The organism is Thermostichus sp. MS-CIW-34 (assembly GCF_054060435.1).
In genome coordinates this window covers 1-18,135 of record NZ_JBSSDE010000055.1, presented here as the reverse complement: position 1 = coordinate 18,135, position 18,135 = coordinate 1, and the positions used below count along the sequence as shown (strand labels likewise).

Below are 18,135 nucleotides of genomic sequence, written 5' to 3'. Positions count from 1 at the left end.
CGAAGGGGGAACTATCCCGATAAGGGAGGAGTTACATATGGAGATTACCCTAGTTAGTGTTTCCAATTTCTAGGGATCCCCCCGAAGGGGGAACAAGAAACATTGATCTACACTCGTGTAGCTGCTGGAAGAGTTTCCAATTTCTAGGGATCCCCCCGAAGGGGGAACTCGACATGTGGAGAAATCCACAACTCCCCGGTGTGGACGTTTCCAATTTCTAGGGATCCCCCCGAAGGGGGAACTATCCCGATAAGGGAGGAGTTACATATGGAGATTACCCTAGTTAGTGTTTCCAATTTCTAGGGATCCCCCCGAAGGGGGAACACCCAGTTAAAGGTCGGCTTTGGTATTGGCAAACCTGGTTTCCAATTTCTAGGGATCCCCCCGAAGGGGGAACATTCGGGGGTCGGTGCTACGTGAGCTGACCGTATGGTGTTTCCAATTTCTAGGGATCCCCCCGAAGGGGGAACGGTTAAGCATGAAGACTACTCTGAGCAGTACTTCATGAGTTTCCAATTTCTAGGGATCCCCCCGAAGGGGGAACAGGCAAAAGCCCAAGCCGAGGCTGCGCTTGCGATGATGCGTTTCCAATTTCTAGGGATCCCCCCGAAGGGGGAACGGGTGCTGGTGTGGGGGGAGGTTAGCAGTTATTCGAGGTGTTTCCAATTTCTAGGGATCCCCCCGAAGGGGGAACATGGAACTCCGAGATGGAGTTAGCGCCACTCCGCCTGTTTCCAATTTCTAGGGATCCCCCCGAAGGGGGAACTCCGTACTCGGCTATAACCCACTGCCCTTTATACGGCTTAAGTTTCCAATTTCTAGGGATCCCCCCGAAGGGGGAACACAGCAGATCCAGAAGCGCCAACGCGCTCAAGAATGGATGTTTCCAATTTCTAGGGATCCCCCCGAAGGGGGAACTACTTCGTCAAGCTTCAAGATACGTGCTTGACCTTTAATGATTGTTTCCAATTTCTAGGGATCCCCCCGAAGGGGGAACTTCTACTCCGTAAAGGGAGGTAGTTATGGAACCAGTGATCAATGTTTCCAATTTCTAGGGATCCCCCCGAAGGGGGAACTCGAACATGGCTTTCGCCATGTCTAACACCTCGTCCGGTTTCCAATTTCTAGGGATCCCCCCGAAGGGGGAACTGTACACCCCTTTTGAAGAAAAGTGTGCCTAATCGGGTTTCCAATTTCTAGGGATCCCCCCGAAGGGGGAACAAGATACTATGCGGTAGTGTACCGCACCGATGACGGATGTTTCCAATTTCTAGGGATCCCCCCGAAGGGGGAACTGGATAAGCATTTTACTGAAGTAAGCTTCTATATTCCGGTGATGTTTCCAATTTCTAGGGATCCCCCCGAAGGGGGAACAATTCCCCATGTGGGTTGGGGTAGGTGTTCGAGTCTAACCAAGTTTCCAATTTCTAGGGATCCCCCCGAAGGGGGAACTCTAAAATATCTTTTAGCTTGTCTAAATTAGTTTCTCTTGTTTCCAATTTCTAGGGATCCCCCCGAAGGGGGAACAATCAACGGTACTAAATACTTGGTACCAGCAAATGGAAGTTTCCAATTTCTAGGGATCCCCCCGAAGGGGGAACTGGAGTGATGGTAAAACACATACTACTACCATCAACAAGTTTCCAATTTCTAGGGATCCCCCCGAAGGGGGAACCCCACCCCTATTAAACCCAAGCAGGGCAAGGAATGCAAGACCCATTTGCGAGGGATCCGGAAAAAAGTCGGCAAAAAGAGCTGCGGCGAGGGGGTTTTGGGGCTGGAAAGCCTTGTGGCGCAAGGCATCGAGGGATCCGACGAAAGAATCGGCCTTTGCGGCTTTTGGCGGATCGCTCGCGGAGGCGTTGATACCGTTTGGGTGTTGTCTTGGAAACAAGGGTGAGTACCCGAGCCTCAACCGGAGTTTGCGGGGCTTGGCGATTGCCCAAGGCGTGCCCCCTAGCTGCGGGTGTAGCCGGCTGGGGGATGAAAGCAGATACGATGTTTTCAACTTTTCACAGTCGGAGAAATCTCATGAAAAAGTGGATTGCCTCGGCTACAACCCTACTCTGCTGTGTGCTTGTCCTGGTTTTGTTTTGGCCCCATGTTACCTCTGCCCAGAGGCAGACTCTCAACCTCTACATCTGGTCAGAATACATCGATCCCGACATCCTCACCGCCTTTGAAAAAGCCACCAATAGCCGCGTGCTGGTCAGCGTGTACGAATCCAACGAAGACATGGTGGCCAAACTGCGGGGGGGAGGCACCAGCCAGTACGACATTGTTGTTCCCACCGACTACATTGTGCCCAACATGTTGGAGCTGGGACTGCTGCAGCCTCTCAACAAAGAATTGATCCCCAACCTAAGCAACCTGGGCGAAAAATTTGTCGGCCTGCCCTTTGATCCAGAAAACACCTACACCGCCGCCTATCAGTGGGGCACCACCGGCATTGGCTACCGCAAAGACCGCCTGCCCGAAAACTTTGAACGCTCTTGGGGATTGATTTTCGACCCGCAGCAGCAGTATGGCCCCTTTGTGATGATCGACGAGATGCGCTCCATGATCGGCGCTGCTGCCGTTTACCTGGGCTTCGATATGAACACCACCGTTCGCTCCGAACTGCAGCAGATCCAGCAGCTTTTGATCGACACCAAGCGCCGCAGTGCCGGCCTAATTGGGGGCGTGGGGGGCAAAAACCAACTGGTTTCTGGAACGGCCAATGTAGCCATCGTCTACAGCGGCGATGCCCTGCAAGCTGCCGAAGAAAACCCCAACATCGGCTATTTTGTCCCCCGCGAGGGTGCCCACATTTGGCTGGATGTAATGGCCATTCCCGCCCAGGCCCCCAACCCCGAGCTGGCCAATCGCTTCATCAATTTCATCCTGGATGCTGAAGTCGGCGCTCAACTGAGCAACCACAACCGCTTCGCCACCCCCAACGCTGCAGCTCTGCCCATGATCAACCCAGAAGATCGGCAAAACCCGGCCATCTACCCTGACGAAGAGGCCCTTGCCAAACTCACCTACCTTAAAGTGCTGTCAGGGGAAGAGCTGCGCCTCATCGACGCCCTCTGGACAACCGTGAAAAGCAGCTAGGGATCCCTTGTTAGCTCTCGACATAAAACTTGACACTTTTTAATATCTGAGCCACATTAAAGATGTCACCTGTTGATGGAGCTAGAACCATGGAAAACCAAGAAGCTAAGTTTGGCTTTACCACCTTCGCCGAAAAATGGAATGGCCGTTTGGCAATGTTGGGCTTTGTGATCGGCGTTGCGACCGAGTTGCTGACCGGCCAAGGGATCCTCTCTCAAATCGGCCTGATGTAATCCCGGTGGGCCTAGGACACTGCTGTAGATCCTTGCTTGCCTGGCTGTAGTTTCCACCCTCTGCAAAGCAGCCAGGCTTTCGCATTGCCCTCGATTCTGGATTTAGGTCTGAATGAATCCAAATGGAAGTGGAAGCGAAATGCAGGCTGTTAAGTCCAGCTTCCACTGCCTTGCTTCTGCCGCTGACTCTCCTCTTCCACTGGGAGAGGGGCGGGGAGTGAAAGCTAGCAGCGCAGAAGGCTTGGGATCCCTAGGAATCTACTCTTCCAAATCCTGCAAGTACTGGCGGATATCAGCCAAGATGCGTTCTAGGTCTTCTGGGGCCTGCAGAGCCCGTGCCCATTCTAGGTCATGACCACCTTGGGATCCCTGCTGGGCCAGCGCCACTCCTAAGTGTTCCAGCTCGCGGACCACTTGGCAAAAAGCATTAGCTCCCACGTTGGAGCTGGCTCCTTTGAGGCGATGGGCGATCCGCCGCATTCCTTCTGCATTGCAACCGGCAATAGCTTGGCGCAATTGCGGCAGCTGGTCTTCACAATCTTGGATGAACACCTGCAGCAGCTCCCGCTGAAACCCGCGATCCCCGCCGGAAACCTGATCCAGGTAGGCAGAGTCGATGGGATAGGGCAAGGTGGGAGAAGAGGGATCCCTGTCCCTACCGGGGGAGCTTGGAGAAGCTGCTTTAGAAGCGGATCCATTGGAGGATCCTGCTGCAGACTGGGCAATCACCTGGCTCCAGTGGTTGAGCAACCTTTGCAAATCTTCCTTCAGCACCGGCTTGCTGAGATAGTCGTCCATACCTGCCTGCAGGCAGCGCTCCCTATCCTCCTGCATGGCGTTGGCCGTGATGGCAATCACCACTGTGCGGTGGCCGGATCTCCGTTCCTGTTGGCGTAGGCGGCGGGTGGCCTCGTAGCCGTCCATCACCGGCATCTGACAATCCATAAGAATGAGGTCGTAGCTGACCTTCTGCAGGAGATCCAACACCTCCTGACCATTGGCCACCACATCGGCCTTGTAGCCCAAACTCTCGAGCTGGCGCAAAGCCACCTTTTGGTTGACGGGGTTATCCTCTGCCAGCAAAATGCGCAGGGACTGCTGGGGTCGGTCGGCCATAGGCGTCGTCTGAGAGAGAGGGGGGCCAATGCCCAAAAGAGAGGTGGAGAGGCCAGAAGATTTCCCCAGGGCCATGGCCAACGCCTCCTGCAGACGGCTTTGTTTTACCGGCTTAACCAAGTAGGCAGCAAAGCCGATTTCGGCAGCGCGGCGGGAGTGCTCCCCCAGTCCCAGGGAGGTCATCATCACCAGTTGCGTCTCGGCCAGTTGCGGATCTGCCTTGATCCAGCGGCCCAAGGTCTCCCCATCCACCTCTGGCATTTGCATATCCAAAACGGCCAGGGGGAAGGGTCTGCCTTCCCGAACGGCTTGGCGTAGCTTGTCCATGGCCTGATAGGCATTTTCGGCCTCTTCCACCACCATTCCCCAAGCCGTGGCCTGGCAGCGCAGGATCTTGCGATTGGTGGCATTGTCGTCCACCGCCAACAGTCGCTTGCCCTGCAAATCCACCGGGACACGAGCAGAAGGCTGGGCAAGCTGCTGGACGTAGGGCTGCCGCTCCAGGGTCAGCTCGACGCTGAAGGTGCTGCCCTGTCCCTCCTGGCTTTGCAACGAGATGGTTCCCTCCATCAGTTCTGTCAGTTGTTTGCAGATGGCCAAGCCCAGTCCCGTACCCCCGTATTTGCGGGTGGTAGAGGCATCCACCTGGCTAAACGGTTGAAACAGCTTGCTCTGCGCCGCCGCCGGGATCCCGATCCCGGTATCTCTCACCGAGAGCTTGAGGTGGACATGGGTAGCGGTTTCTTGCAGCACCTCCGCTTGGATCACCACCTCTCCTCGGTGGGTGAACTTAATGGCGTTGCTTACCAAATTGTTGAGGATTTGCCGTAGTCGCGAGGCATCTCCCCGCAGGTAGCGCGGCACTTCCGGTGGCATGAGCACCGCCAGCTCCAATCCCTTGGCGTGGGCAGTGGGGGCAAACAGATCCGCCACCTCTTCCAGACACGAGCGGAGATCGAAATCCAGGATCTCCAGCTCCATTTCCCCGGCCTCCAATTTGGAGAAGTCCAGGATGTCGTTGATGAGGGTGAGCAGCGCATCGCCGCTGACGCGAATGGTCTCTACAAAGTCCCGCTGTTCTGCATTGAGGGGGGTCTCCAGCAGCAGGCCCGTCATCCCCAGTACCGCGTTCATGGGGGTGCGGATCTCGTGGCTCATGGTGGCCAAGAAGCTGCTTTTGGCCTGGGCAGCCTGCTCAGCTGCTTTGCGGGCCTGCTCCAGCTCCAGGCTGCGCTTTCTCTCCCGTTCCAAAAGGGCTGCCTGGGTGAGGGCAATGCCAATTTGGTTGGCCAACTGCGACAGCAGCTCCATCTCAAACGGCTGCCACTGACGCGGCCCGGAGCACTGGTGGGCCAGCAACAACCCCCACAACTGCTGCTCCAAAAACAGCGGCACCACCAAGTTGGCCCTGACCTGCATTTTTTGCAGCAGCTCTAGGTAACAAGGCTCCAGTCCTTCACTTTCCACATCGCTAACAACGCGAACGCGGCCCTGGCTGTAGAGCTGGGCGTACTTTTCCTGAAAACAGGGATCCTCGATCACCTCGCCCATCAAGGAGGGGATCCCCGGCTGAGTTTTCTCGTTGGAGATGATCCCGGAGCCATCCGGCTGGAAGCGGTAGACCAAGACTCGGTCGGCTTTGAGCAGGGCTTGGATTTCTGTTACCGCCGTCTCTAGGATCTCGGCGATATCCAAAGATTCGCGGATCTTCAAGCTGAGATTGGCTAGCAACTGAGCCCGGCGGTTTTGCCGCTCCAATTCCTCTGCCGCTTTCTTCTGCTCAGTAGTGTTGCGGAAGATGCCTCGCGTAGCCACCATCACTCCATCTTCAAAGCGGCAGTTGACATTGCCCTCCAACCAAACAGTTTCACCAGTGGCCGTGAGGAAAGCTGTCTCTACCCTCTCCAGTTTCTCCCCCGATAGAAGCTTCTGGAAAAGAGCCTGGCAGTGCTCCCGGCAGTCGGGATGGAGAATGTCGAAGAGGGTCATTTGATAAACTTGAGCTTCGTCATAGCCCAAGGTCTCTTTCCAAGCGCGGTTGACATATAAAAAGTGCCCTTCGGCATCCACGCTTTGGATGAGGTCAGTGGCATTTTCAAAGAGATCCCGGTAGCGCTCTTCACTTTCTTTTAGGGCTAGCTCCGCCAGCCTACGGTCGGTGATGTCGATGCCAGTGCTCATGAGAAACTCTGCCTCGCCGGCAGCGTTGATTAGGGCGGTGTTAGACCAAGAAATAAGCCGCAGTGCCCCCTGCTTGGTGCGCCAAAAATTCTCATGGCGATTCAAAAAGAGGGAATAGTTGCCCTTGAGCTGTTCAAAAGCTTGCTTTACACTGGGCACGTCCTCCGGTGGGATCAAACCTAAGTCCCATAGCAGCCGGCCCTTGACCTCTGCCAGCGAGTAGCCAGAAAGCTGCTCGGCAGCGCGGTTGAAGCGCAAAATGTGTCCCTCAGGATCCAGAACCACCACCAGCGCCCCTGCCGTATCGATAACCGCGTTAGTAAAATCTCGCTCTTGCTTGAGGGATCGTTCTGCCTCTTCCCGCTCGGCAGTCTCCCGGCGAATGAGGGAGTAAACAGCAGCCAAGATGCAGTAGGTAAACGTTAGACCCACTAGCAGGATGGCATTGGTGCGGCTCCAGCCTAGCTGAAACTGATCGCTACTTTGCTGCAGCCGGCGGTGATCTTCCTCTTCTAGCGACGCTACCACGTCGACAATCCGCTGCCTCAATTTTTCCTCTTCCTGACTTTGCAGCGCTTCTTGAACCGCAGATAGCTCCCCTTGCTTCCTCAGCTCAATCAAATCATGGTTGAGTTTCAGCCACGGCGCCAGCAGCAGCTCTAGCCGGCTCAGGTGCTCTTGCTGCACGGGATCCAAGGCCGCAAATTCCTGTAGCCGATCCAGAAGAGCAAACAGCGAATCGGTGCTTGTCTGATAGCTCCGTAAGAAGCTCGCATTGCCTGTAAGGAGATAGCTGCGCTTGTGGACTTCTGCGGCCTGCACTTCTCTTAGCAGCTTCTCTAGAACCTCGTGCTCTTCTAGAAGCTGGGTTACCTCCCTGTTGATCTGGGGCAGACGGGAAGCAGCGCGGTGGGCGGAGTAGGCGATCCCTGCCAAGATCAGGGCAGCCAGGCCAAAACCAGCGCCAACCTTGAAAAGAAGTCCGCTCTTACGGGCAGACTTGTCCTCCTTTGACCTTTGGGCCGGCAGCAGGGGGGTCTTGGCCAGTTCCCTCAAAGTACGGCGCAGCTCCAATTGGGCCACCACCTGATGGGCCAGGGCCTTGAGCTGATCCAGTTGCTCCGGGCTGAGCTGCCGAGGCTGATAATCGACAACGCAAAGCGTGCCCAGGGCCTGCCCTTCTGGAGTTACCAAGGGAATGCCAGCGTAAAAGCGAATGTGGGGCTCTTGAGCGACAAACGGGTTATCGGCAAAGCGGGGATCCTGAGTGGCATCGGGCACCACCAGCGGCTCTTTAGGCGACAAGATGGCGTGGGCGCAGAAGGCCACATCCCGTGGGGTCTCCTGCACATCGACGCCGAATTTGGCTTTAAACCACTGGCGGTGTTCGTCGATAAGGCTGACCAGAGCAATGGGCGTGCCGCAGATGTGGGCGGCAAGGCGGACGATCTCGTCAAAGGCAGTTTCAGGTGCCGTATCGAGAATCTGATACTGCCGCAGGGCAGCCAGCCGCTGCTCTTCGTTGGGAGGGAGGGGGGCCTTAGGCATAGGTCAAACTAAGCGGAGAGGAAGGGTTCCGATCCACCGATCTCGGAGGTCGATAGTCTCAAGGTAAAAGAGGTAACCCCAGCATAACTTCCAAGCCTCTCTACCGGAAGCTACAGGGATCCGATCCCCAAACCAGCTTCCCGTTGGTTCAGTTCGCTACATTTTCACCACGCCTGCGTCAGCTACTCTAGCTCCTGCAAACGAGCCAAAATAAGGGTCTGAGCCGTGGCCCGTCCAGAGCCGCCGCGGGCAGAAGGGAAAAAGACTTACCGGATCCCAGTTTCAGTATTTATACTGATGTCAAAGATGAGAAAGCTCAATAAGCTTCCTCTAATGCATTTGGTTTCACTTACCCTATAAATAATCAAATCCTAACATTTTTAAGCAAGCTTCGAGTTGAAATTTCTCAACGGAAGACTTACTATAGAGCGACGAGCTTTGTAAAGGGGGAACACTCTCAGCCATGCAAAAACTCCAAGACAGTTTGGTAAAAGCTCTGAGCATCGATGGAGCACTGGGGGTAGCGCTGGGGGATTGGAAAACTGGGATGTGCTTGGGATATAAGGGCACCAACAGCCCCGCTTTTCCTGAAGCTAACTTGGAGCTGGCAATCGCCGGAAACACAGAAGTAATTCGCGCCAAAATGCGAGTTGCTGAGTCTCTTAAGCTTACTGACAAAATCGAGGAGGTTCTTATCCTGCTGGAGACTCAGTACCACCTAATGCATCTAGTCCAGCACATCTCTGGTTTGTTTTTCTATCTGGTTCTGGATCGAGAGAAAGGCAACTTGGCCCTTGCCCGCATCAAGCTTGGCCAAATCGAAAAGGAGCTGGCCCTCTAGAAGTGGAGGTGAAGCCAGACAACCTGGCAGTATCCCCTGAAACCCATTTTGGGGGAGTGCGGAACCGGGGACTTGAACCCCGATGGCATTGCTGCCACTAGAACCTGAATCTAGCGCGTCTACCATTCCGCCAGTTCCGCGGCGATCTACAAGTGTGCCCAAAGCAGGGGATCCCTGTCAAGGCTGGCAAAAGGGATCCCTTGCCGGCGGCTCTATCTGTGCTAAGCTCTGCTGCGCACAAGATTAAAGCCGATAACGCTGACCTTGGCCGACTTTACCTTCACCTGCGAGGGCACCTGCCCCCATACCCAAGCGCGGGCGGGATACTTCGTCACCCCCCACGGCGGGATCCCAACCCCTTGCTTTATGCCGGTGGGAACTTTGGCCAACGTGAAAACCCTCACCCCGGCCCAGCTCAAGGAGACAGGTGCCCATATTATTCTCAGCAACACCTATCACCTGCACCTACAGCCCGGCGAGGACATCATTCAAGCAGCAGGGGGGCTACACCGCTTTATGGGCTGGTCGGGCCCCATCCTTACCGACTCAGGGGGCTTTCAGGTCTTTAGCCTCAGCGCCATTCGCCAAATCAACGAGGAGGGAGTGACGTTCCGCTCTCCTCGCGATGGCCGCATCATTCACTTCACCCCAGAGCTATCCATCCAGATTCAAAACGCCCTGGGGGCCGACATCATCATGGCCTTCGACGAGTGCCCGCCCTACCCTGCCAGCCCTGAGGAAGTGGAAGCAGCGGTGCGGCGAACCACCCAGTGGCTGAAACGGTGCGTGAAAGCCCATCGTCGCTCAGATCAGGCTTTGTTTGGCATTGTGCAGGGGGGAGTTTACCCTGAGCTGCGCCGGCGGGCGGTGGAAGAGGTCTGTCGGTTGGATCTGCCGGGCTATGCCATTGGCGGGGTGAGTGTGGGGGAGCCGGTCGAGTTTATGCACGCCGTTGTGCGGCAAACAGCCCCTCTACTGCCGGCAGATCGCCCCCGTTATCTCATGGGGGTGGGCACCTATGCAGAGATGCGGGCCGCCGTGGCCGCCGGGATAGATTTGTTCGACTGCGTGATCCCCACCCGTTATGCCCGCCATGGCACGGTGATCAGCCGGGGCAAACGCTGGAACATCAAAAATGCCGAGCACCGCCGCAGCCTGGATCCCATCGATCCCGACTGTCCCTGCTACACCTGCCGCCACTTTAGCCGCGCCTACTTGTGCCACCTCATCCGCGCGCAAGAGATCCTGGGCTACACTCTGCTCTCCATCCACAACATCACAGAGCTGATGCGCTACACCCAGAAGATGCGTCAGGCCATCTTGGAAGGCCAATTTCATGAGCACTGGGATCCCTGGAGCTAAGCCGGCCGGGAGATTTGTCTGGAAGCATCTGATCCATTTTGGTAGAATAAGTACATGGGATAGTACGTGCATGTACGTGCATTTAAGCTATCCCATGTAGCCGCAGGAAGGAGTCAGATCATGGCTATCCGAACCCTCAGCAGCGTGATTGAACAGCACATCGCCGGCCTTCCGGGCTTGATTGCTGTTTTGATAGGGCGGGCCACTGATGGTACCACAGTAGCCAAAGTAACCTACGTCAGTGATAGCCAAGAGGAGCAGGCGCTAGAACTTTTGGGCACCTATGCCAGCGACCTAGTCCAGGCCAACAGTCGTCTATGCCAGCTTGTCAGCTCTGACCAAGAGGCGGACTACCTTTTGGCCGGCACTTCGGCGTTGCGGGTTGTCATCAAAGCGTTTCCCAAAAGCCCCTACTTTGTGTTACTCCTGACCCGTTCCATCACCGACCTCAGAGCCATTTCAGAGCGCATCAAAGCCATTCTGATTGACGGAAAGCCGCTACTGCCCCCTGTGCAGGACAGCACTATGTCTGTGGCTCAGGCTTTGATGGACTATGCCAAGCGCTACGCTCCGGATCCCAACTTTGTGGCCCTGCGCCTGTCTTTGAAAACGGGCCTAGACCGCAACCGTCTCGAAAAGGGCACCCTGACCCGACAGGAGCTGCGCATTCTTTACAAAGCAGTAGCAGATCTTTTGGGCCGAGAGCGGCTGCCTATTGCCATGCCGGTTTGAGTAGTCGAGAATGGCTGGCGAGCTTTGCCTGAGGGCAGTTGCCGCGCTTGTGGGATCCCCTATTGTTTATCTGAGTTCACTTGCCTATGCTTGAGCATCTACATCTCGACCGCGACCGTAAGCTGATCTCCCTGTTTGGAGAGCCGGTTGTCTTCCACTGCCATCACTACAACCTATTCCTGCAGCAGACTATTGAAGATCCCGACTGGATCGATGGAGTAGGGATCCTGCGCACGGCAGCCCAGGAGATCTTTTACAGTCTTCTGTACGGAGCTTTCAAGGCTCTTGGCATTCAGGAGACCCAAGAGCGCCTGGCAGTGGCAGCTCAGATCTTCAGTTTTTTAGGATTTGGGCGGCTGGCGTTTGAGGTGACACCTTCAGGCGGGGAAGTGCAGCTTACCCATTCTCACTATGCAGAAGGTTGGCTGAGCAAGTACGGGGATCAGGTCAACCGCACACGTCCCATTGACCACTTGGCGGTGGGCTATGTGGCGGCAGCTCTGGATGCCACGTTTGGCGAGCTGGGAAGCTACGGGGCAGAAGAAACGGAGTGTATGGCCGTTACGCGCAAGGATCACTGCGTGATCCAGGCCACTCGGCTGCCGCGGCCCCAGTTGTTGACTCCTAGTCCAGGGATGGGCAAGTTGATCGAGCAGCCGCTCCAGTTCCCCCGGCCCACAACAGCAGTGGACTACGATGCGGTCAACGAAGCTCTGTGGGGCTTGCCTTTGGCCGGAGATGAGCGGGGGCAAATTCGCGCGTTTAACGTGTTGCTAACGCGCATGCCTGCCAACTACTGCAACCGCATTCAATATCGCTTTTTACAGGAGCTGAAGGCAGTGCAGGCTGAGCTGATGGGGGTGGGGGAAGCTCTTATCCGCGAGTCGGGGCATGTCTGTGTGTTCTACACCTTCGGCAACATCATGGAATCGGTGGAGTGGGAAACCCTGGTGGGGCCGATGCTGGAGAAGGACACGGACTGGATCCACGGCGGCTATGCGGTGGCCAGCAGTCTGGGGTGGGGTCGCTGGCAGGCTTTGGAGGTGGTGAGCGGCGAGTCTTGCCGGGTGGCCATTGACGGCAACTACGAAGCCAACTACTTTTTGGCTTCCTACCCACGGGCAGAGGATCCCGCCTGCTACTTTGCCCAAGGGGCGGTGCCGGCGATAATGAATCTGGTCTACAACGGCAACATCCAGCAGAAGCCGGTTTTGGATCAAGTCTTCTACAACCGCCTCTTCCAGCGGGGTGGGCTCTTCCACGGCAAGGAGACCAAAGCCAGAGAGCAAGGGGATCCCTGGTGCGAGTTTTACGCCGCTCGCGTCAGCGGGACGGAGTCCTTGCGGATGTAGGGATCCATGCAGGTGCGTGTCCTCAGGCGGCGGGAGTGTGGGGCTGGGTGGGCCACCGACCTGCTGCTGCCACGTTGCCTTGTCTGGTCAGAGGTAGAGGCTCTGGCCCAGGAATGGGGGGCTGCCTGTCGCTGTTTTCAAGGGCAACTGGTGTGGCTGGATCTGCCCTCAGGCCGGATTACGGCTTCACTGCGGGTGCCCCGCCTGACGTTGCGACTCCACGATGCCAACGCTGAGGCGCAGATCTTAAATCGTTTGCAGCAGTTGGCCAAGTCTTCTGGTTCCCAGACAGAGGGAAGTTAAGGGCAAAACGAGAAGTTTAGCTTGGCACCGACATTTTGCGGCAGACTATCGACCAATGCAGGATCGACTTTCCAGGAGTGCCATGCGCCCACCAAGTTCGAGCCTGCTGAGGAACTGGGAGCCGCGTTCATACTCGCTCATAGTCATAATGTATGCAGCATGCATGCAGCTCGGTACCTACCTTGCCATAGCAAAGAGAGCGCTCCATTCTTGGTTGGGCACACCCGGCTTGGCGATGATCTCAAGGATGCGATTTTGGGCAGCGGGCTGGAATAAACTTTCGACGGCTACTTGGGCTACTTTCGTGCGGGGGATGCTGCCGTCAAAGAGGGTATCCGCCTTGGATAGGACAATGCCATCGTCGTTGTCTTGGTTTTTTAGGCCCCCCGGTCGAACGATGGTGTAGGTGAGGCCGCTTTTTTGCAGGTATTCTTCTGCGCGTTTTTTCCACACCAGGATCAGCCAAAACAAGTTGAGGGGATGGAACAGCTGGGAAACACACAGGGAAGAGATTAAAACAAAGTGTTGGATCCCTTTGGCTTTGGCCACATCGACCAGGTTCTTGGTGCCTTCATAGTCGACTCGGTAGGGCTGAAAGGGATCCCAACTGGGCCTGGCCCCGGTGGCACAGAGCACCACCGTGCATCCTTCCATGCCCGTCTCCAGCGTGGCCGGATCCAGCACATCCCCCACCACCACTTCCGCTTCGGGGGGCAAAACCCGAGCGGCCAGCTCATGGCTGCGCACCAGCGCCCGTACCGGGATGTCGCGGCCCACCAACTCTTTGACAATGCGGCGTCCGGTTTCTCCTGTAGCCCCTGCAACAAAAGCCTGCATAAGTTTCTCCTGCAAAGCTGTTTATACCCGGTGTAGCTGTTTGAGGATTTGCAGTGGCCCCATCTGCCATTATCTTCCCAAAATCGGCCTCAGGTTCCATCCTTTCCATGACAGGATGGTAGGGATCCCGCCCCCCGGTGCATCAGATGGTTGCCCAAGCTGCTCCTACTGCCTACGAGGCCCAAACCCAAGCTCTTGCCCAATCTCTGTTCGCCTCTCTTTCGGGAGAGAAGCGATCCCTGCTGGCCCAGTGGCGGGATCAACTGCGCTGGGAGGACAAGCTGCTGGCCTGGGCGATGGAAAACCCCCACTTGCGCACCCAGTTGTTCCGCTTGATCGATGTCTTGCCCAGCTTGAAAAGTAAGGCTGAGGTGGCCCGCCATTTGCAGGAGTATCTTTCAGATCCGGCGGTGGAATTGCCGGGAATGCTGAAAAGCCTGCTCAACTTTGCAGACCCCGACTCCCTGCCAGGACAATTGGCTGCCAGCACTCTCACCGCTGCTGTGGAAGTCTTGGCCCGTCGCTACATTGCCGGAGAAACTCTACAGCAAGTCAGCAAAACTCTGGAAGCTTTGCACCGGCAGGGTATGGCTTTCACCCTGGATTTGCTGGGGGAAGCCGTCATCACCGAAGCGGAAGCCCAATCCTACCTGGATCGCTATCTGCAGGTGATGGAGCATTTGGCAAAGATGGTCAAAACCTGGCCACAACCGCAGCCGGTGCCGCAAGTGTCGGTAAAGCTGACAGCCTTCTATTCCCAGTTCGATCCCATCGATCCCCTGGGGGCCAAAACCAGAGTGGGGGAACGGATTCGCATCCTGTTGCGCCGGGCAGAAGCTCTGGGAGTCGGGATCCATTTCGACATGGAGCAGTACCGCTACAAATCCCTCACCCTGGCCATTTTGCAGGAGCTGCTGCTGGAGCCGGAGTTCAAAAGCCGCACCGACGTTGGCCTGACGCTGCAAGCCTACCTGCGGGATAGCTACACCGATCTGCAAAACCTGATCGCCTGGGCCAAAGAGCGGGGATCCCCGGTGACGGTGCGCTTGGTCAAGGGGGCCTACTGGGATCAAGAGACCATCCTGGCGGCGCAAAAGCACTGGCCGCAGCCGGTTTACAACAGCAAGTCTGCTACCGACGCCAACTTCGAGCGCATGACCCAGCTTTTGTTGGAGCACCACACCCATCTCCACGCTGCCATCGCCAGCCACAATGTGCGCTCTCAGGCCAAAGCCATCGCCATTGCCCAAGCCCTGGAGGTGCCCCAGTCTGCTTTTGAACTGCAGGTGCTCTATGGCATGGCCGATCCCCTGGCCAAGGCCCTGGTGCAGAAGGGACAGCGGGTGCGGGTGTACTGCCCCTACGGGGAGCTGCTGCCGGGCATGGCCTACCTGATCCGGCGCTTGCTGGAAAACACCGCCAACACCTCTTTTCTGCGGCAAAGCGTTCAGGGCTACAACCCCGAGCAGCTGTTGGCCCCACCGGTCTTGGAGGAGGGATCCGTTTTTCCAGCTCCTTCCCTCTCGTTTGCCGCCGCTCCCGATACGGATTTCAGCCAGCCCCAGCAGCGGGATCCCTTTTTTCAGGCATTGGACGAGATCCGGCCTCAACTGGGTCAGAGGGTTCAGCCCTGGATTGCCGGAGAATATCGCCCCACCCAACAAGCCATGCTCTCCCTCAACCCTGCGGATCCCCAACAGGTGGTAGCGGAAATTGGGTTGACCGAGCCGGAACAGGTGGAGCAAGCCTTGGCAGCGGCCCAAGCCAGCTTCCCCAGCTGGAGGCGCACCCCTGTGGCTGTGAGGGCGGGGATCCTGCGGCGGGTGGCGGAGCAAATCGAAGCCCAGCGGGCGGAGCTGGCTGCCTGGATGGTGCTGGAGGTGGGCAAGCCCATTGCCCAGGCCGATGGGGAAATTTCTGAGGCCATCGATTTTTGCCGCTACTACGCCCAGCAGATGGAGGCCCTGGATCGGGGACGGGAGTGCAACCTGCCCGGCGAAACCAACCATTACCACTACCAGCCCCGCGGTGTGGCGGTGGTGATCGCCCCCTGGAACTTCCCCCTCTCCATCCCCTGTGGCATGACAGCGGCGGCTTTGGTGGCCGGAAACTGCGTGCTCCTCAAGCCGGCGGAGCAATCTTCGCTGATCGCCGCCAAACTGGCGGAGTTTATCCTCAAGGCCCTTGCCGAAGCTGGGATCCCGGAGGGTGTCTTTCAATTCCTGCCGGGGGTGGGCGAAGCCATCGGCCCCCTGTTGGTTCAAGACCGGCGGGTGCACCTGATTGCCTTCACCGGATCCCAGGCGGTGGGTTGCCAGATCCTCGCCCAAGCCGCGCAACTGCAGCCGGGCCAGCACCACATCAAACGGGTCATTGCCGAGATGGGGGGCAAAAACGCCATCCTCATCGACGAAAGCGCCGACCTGGATCAGGCGGTCAAAGGAGTGGTCAACTCCGCCTTTGGCTACAGTGGCCAGAAATGCTCCGCCTGCTCGCGGGCGATCGTTTTGCAGTCCATTCACGACCTGTTCTTGGGGCGGCTCATCGAGGCGGTGCGCTCTTTAAATGTGGGGGATCCAGCCCACCCCAGCACCCAAGTTGGCCCGGTCATCGATGCAGAGGCCCAAGCTCGCCTGCAACAGGCCATTCAATCGGCTAAGGCTGATGCCCGCCTCGACCTCAGCCTGCCCGTGCCGGAAAAAGGCTACTTCGTCGGCCCCACTGTGTTCAGCCAGGTGGATCCCCAGTCAGAGCTGGCGCAGCGGGAGCTGTTTGGCCCGGTTTTGGCGGTGATCTCAGCGCCGGACTTTTCTTCTGCTCTGCAGATGGCCAATGCCACCCCCTACGCTCTCACCGGCGGCCTCTACAGCCGCACCCCTTCTCACATTCAACAGGCTCGCCAGGACTTTGCCGTCGGCAACCTCTACATCAACCGCGAGATCACCGGGGCGTTGGTGGAGCGGCATCCCTTCGGCGGCTTCAAGCTCTCCGGCGTGGGATCCAAAGCCGGCGGCCCCGACTACCTGCTGCAATTTTTAGAGCCGCGCACCGTAACCGAAAACACGCAACGGCAGGGCTTTGCTCCCATCGAGGGATCCTGAGGATAGGGCTTGGGAAAGCTCATTGGACAGGCTTGGCCACATCCCCAACCTTGAAGCCTGCCCCGCTGAGAATGCGTCCCACACTGGAGCTGTCATCCACCTCCGTCAGTTGGACCTGTCCGGCTGGCTCAGTCAATTTGCGCAAGACTGTCCCCGTGGCCGGATCCTTCACCTCGCGGACGACGCGCTCCACAGAAAGAATCAATCCCACCCGATAGCCATCGCGGCTGCCCTTGTTCAGGATCACCTGGTTGCCGTAGACATCCGCCACCAAGGCGTCAACCGTTGGCAGAGAGCGAGGCTGAGCTGCCAAGCGCCCGGCAAAACCGGCCAACTGCTGGGCAATTTGCTCCACCGCTTGTTGGCTTGCCAATACCAACAGCTTCTCTTCGTTGCTGGTGGCGGATCCCCCGCCAAAGCCGGCAACCGTGACCGTGCTATCCGACTGGCTGGCGTTGCCTTTGCCCTCAACCACGGCCAAGATCTCGGCAGTACTGGTGCTCACCAAGCGGGCATTCAGCTGCACGTTGGCATCGGCATCCACTGACTCAGCGCCCACCGCCAGCGGGAAGCTGCCGAAGGGAGTTAAGACCGGTGCCCCACCCCCAGAACGGCGCACAGACACATCAAACTGGGTCACACTGCCGAGGATCACCGCATCGACCCCTAGGATCCGGCCTACCTGAGCAGCGGTGTTGGCATCCAGTCGACCGGATAGACCCAGGTTCTGCTCGGCCAAGATCGCGTCCAGCCGCGAGCGCTCGATGACGGAAAAGGTGCCATCTCTCACCAGCCGATCCACCAACAGGTCGCTCACCCCCCGAGAAGCCTCGCGGAAGCTGTAGGGATTGCTGAGGCTGCTGAAATCAAAGTCCAAGACTGCAATCCGAGGACGGGATGTGGGTTGCGGCGCTTGTCCCACCTGTCTGGGGGCAGAGAGGGTGCAGCGAATGTCTTGGGGAAATTGCTGGCAGAGGGCTGGATTGGCGGATTGGGCCACCACCGGGATCCCTGTCCAGCCTAGGCTTACCAAAGGGATCCCGAACAGCAAAACGGAAGAGAGGTTGCGCATGGTTAAACGATCTCCTAGATCTGGGAAGTGGCCACAGTTACTCTCAGCTTGCACCCAAAAGAGCTTCAGGGCGGTGACCGGTATCACCTGGCAGCTAAGGGCTAAGGATCCTGACGTCGCCTGTTCCCAGAAGATGCCCTACACTCTACCGACTACAAGGTTGTTGAAAAAAGGGATTGAGAAGGTTTGTATAGAAGAGTTGACAAATCTCAACCCTGTTGAGCAAAGGTACTCGCTCTCTGCAATTGACATCCTCCCCGGCCTGAAGGCCGGAGATTCCTACCACGCTACGCATGGATGGCTCCTTGCGCAGTCGTCTCGGCGGGTTCCTGCTTCCGACCGCCCGTGCAGTTCGATCCAC

General features: G+C 57.3%; 12 protein-coding genes, 1 tRNA gene and 1 CRISPR repeat array. Of the genes, 9 read left to right on the top strand and 4 right to left on the bottom strand.

Translation table 11 applies throughout. The features are described 5' to 3' along the window. Positions 1-58: 58 nt before the first annotated feature. Positions 59-1,675: a CRISPR direct-repeat array (repeat unit 36 nt; unit sequence GTTTCCAATTTCTAGGGATCCCCCCGAAGGGGGAAC). A 356-nt stretch (positions 1,676-2,031) separates the two neighbouring features. Both ACVWYY_RS13800 and ACVWYY_RS13795 read left to right on the top strand, forming a co-directional pair. Then, positions 2,032-3,096, top strand: coding sequence for a polyamine ABC transporter substrate-binding protein (locus ACVWYY_RS13800; RefSeq protein ID WP_148202683.1), 1,065 nt, complete (start codon positions 2,032-2,034; stop codon positions 3,094-3,096). Between the two features lie 89 nt (positions 3,097-3,185). Continuing rightward, on the top strand, positions 3,186-3,329 hold the full coding sequence (locus tag ACVWYY_RS13795; RefSeq protein ID WP_041436191.1) for a chlorophyll a/b-binding protein: 144 nt from the start codon (positions 3,186-3,188) through the stop codon (positions 3,327-3,329). A gap of 258 nt (positions 3,330-3,587) precedes the next feature. Here ACVWYY_RS13795 and ACVWYY_RS13790 read toward each other — a convergent pair whose 3' ends face one another. Next, positions 3,588-8,174: a GAF domain-containing protein gene (locus tag ACVWYY_RS13790; protein ID WP_457440847.1), complete on the bottom strand. Its 4,587-nt coding sequence runs from the start codon at positions 8,172-8,174 to the stop codon at positions 3,588-3,590. Positions 8,175-8,637: 463 nt separating this feature from the next. Between ACVWYY_RS13790 and ACVWYY_RS13785 the strand changes: the two genes are divergently transcribed. Next, a complete protein-coding gene (locus tag ACVWYY_RS13785) occupies positions 8,638-9,015 on the top strand; it encodes a hypothetical protein (protein ID WP_011432160.1) in 378 nt (125 codons plus the stop codon). A gap of 57 nt (positions 9,016-9,072) precedes the next feature. Here the strand turns inward: ACVWYY_RS13785 and ACVWYY_RS13780 are convergent. After that, a tRNA-Leu gene (locus tag ACVWYY_RS13780) sits at positions 9,073-9,155 on the bottom strand. A 124-nt stretch (positions 9,156-9,279) separates the two neighbouring features. On the opposite strand from ACVWYY_RS13780, the gene tgt reads away from it, so the two are divergent. The 4 genes from tgt to ACVWYY_RS13760 all read left to right on the top strand — a co-directional run bounded on the left by tgt (position 9,280) and on the right by ACVWYY_RS13760 (position 12,764). After that, positions 9,280-10,377: a tRNA guanosine(34) transglycosylase Tgt gene (tgt, locus tag ACVWYY_RS13775; RefSeq protein ID WP_457440845.1), complete on the top strand. Its 1,098-nt coding sequence runs from the start codon at positions 9,280-9,282 to the stop codon at positions 10,375-10,377. 120 nt (positions 10,378-10,497) lie between these two features. After that, positions 10,498-11,109 (top strand): hypothetical protein, encoded by a 612-nt coding sequence (locus ACVWYY_RS13770; protein ID WP_457440843.1) that lies wholly within the window; start codon positions 10,498-10,500, stop codon positions 11,107-11,109. Between the two features lie 86 nt (positions 11,110-11,195). Then, complete coding sequence (locus ACVWYY_RS13765) at positions 11,196-12,461, top strand: hypothetical protein (protein WP_457440841.1); 1,266 nt, start codon at positions 11,196-11,198, stop codon at positions 12,459-12,461. A gap of 6 nt (positions 12,462-12,467) precedes the next feature. Continuing rightward, the gene (locus ACVWYY_RS13760) at positions 12,468-12,764 is read left to right on the top strand and encodes a hypothetical protein (RefSeq protein WP_414413829.1); all 297 of its coding nucleotides are present in this window, start codon (positions 12,468-12,470) and stop codon (positions 12,762-12,764) included. Between the two features lie 177 nt (positions 12,765-12,941). Here ACVWYY_RS13760 and ACVWYY_RS13755 read toward each other — a convergent pair whose 3' ends face one another. Continuing rightward, the gene (locus ACVWYY_RS13755; RefSeq protein WP_414351086.1) at positions 12,942-13,601 is read right to left on the bottom strand and encodes an SDR family oxidoreductase; all 660 of its coding nucleotides are present in this window, start codon (positions 13,599-13,601) and stop codon (positions 12,942-12,944) included. 146 nt (positions 13,602-13,747) lie between these two features. Here ACVWYY_RS13755 and pruA point away from each other — a divergent pair, with 146 nt between their 5' ends. Beyond that, positions 13,748-16,702, top strand: a complete 2,955-nt coding sequence (pruA, locus tag ACVWYY_RS13750; protein WP_457404160.1) for an L-glutamate gamma-semialdehyde dehydrogenase — start codon at positions 13,748-13,750, stop codon at positions 16,700-16,702. 19 nt (positions 16,703-16,721) lie between these two features. Here pruA and ACVWYY_RS13745 read toward each other — a convergent pair whose 3' ends face one another. Further along, a complete protein-coding gene (locus tag ACVWYY_RS13745; RefSeq protein ID WP_011432168.1) occupies positions 16,722-17,774 on the bottom strand; it encodes a CsgG/HfaB family protein in 1,053 nt (350 codons plus the stop codon). On the opposite strand from ACVWYY_RS13745, the gene ACVWYY_RS13740 reads away from it, so the two are divergent. Next, on the top strand, positions 17,773-18,135 hold a 363-nt coding region (locus ACVWYY_RS13740), incomplete at its 3' end, for a hypothetical protein (RefSeq protein WP_457404159.1). The two genes, ACVWYY_RS13745 and ACVWYY_RS13740, sit on opposite strands and share 2 nt — an antisense overlap.

Bases quoted from the DNA above. Each gene is read 5' to 3' on its own strand.
- ACVWYY_RS13760 (WP_414413829.1), top strand. From the start codon at position 12,468: ATGCAGGTGCGTGTCCTCAGGCGGCGGGAGTGTGGGGCTGGGTGGGCC.
- ACVWYY_RS13785 (WP_011432160.1), top strand. From the start codon at position 8,638: ATGCAAAAACTCCAAGACAGTTTGGTAAAAGCTCTGAGCATCGATGGA.
- ACVWYY_RS13765 (WP_457440841.1), top strand. From the start codon at position 11,196: ATGCTTGAGCATCTACATCTCGACCGCGACCGTAAGCTGATCTCCCTG.
- ACVWYY_RS13755 (WP_414351086.1), bottom strand. From the start codon at position 13,601: ATGCAGGCTTTTGTTGCAGGGGCTACAGGAGAAACCGGACGCCGCATT.
- ACVWYY_RS13745 (WP_011432168.1), bottom strand. From the start codon at position 17,774: ATGCGCAACCTCTCTTCCGTTTTGCTGTTCGGGATCCCTTTGGTAAGC.
- pruA (WP_457404160.1), top strand. From the start codon at position 13,748: ATGGTTGCCCAAGCTGCTCCTACTGCCTACGAGGCCCAAACCCAAGCT.
- ACVWYY_RS13770 (WP_457440843.1), top strand. From the start codon at position 10,498: ATGGCTATCCGAACCCTCAGCAGCGTGATTGAACAGCACATCGCCGGC.
- ACVWYY_RS13795 (WP_041436191.1), top strand. From the start codon at position 3,186: ATGGAAAACCAAGAAGCTAAGTTTGGCTTTACCACCTTCGCCGAAAAA.
- ACVWYY_RS13800 (WP_148202683.1), top strand. From the start codon at position 2,032: ATGAAAAAGTGGATTGCCTCGGCTACAACCCTACTCTGCTGTGTGCTT.
- ACVWYY_RS13790 (WP_457440847.1), bottom strand. From the start codon at position 8,174: ATGCCTAAGGCCCCCCTCCCTCCCAACGAAGAGCAGCGGCTGGCTGCC.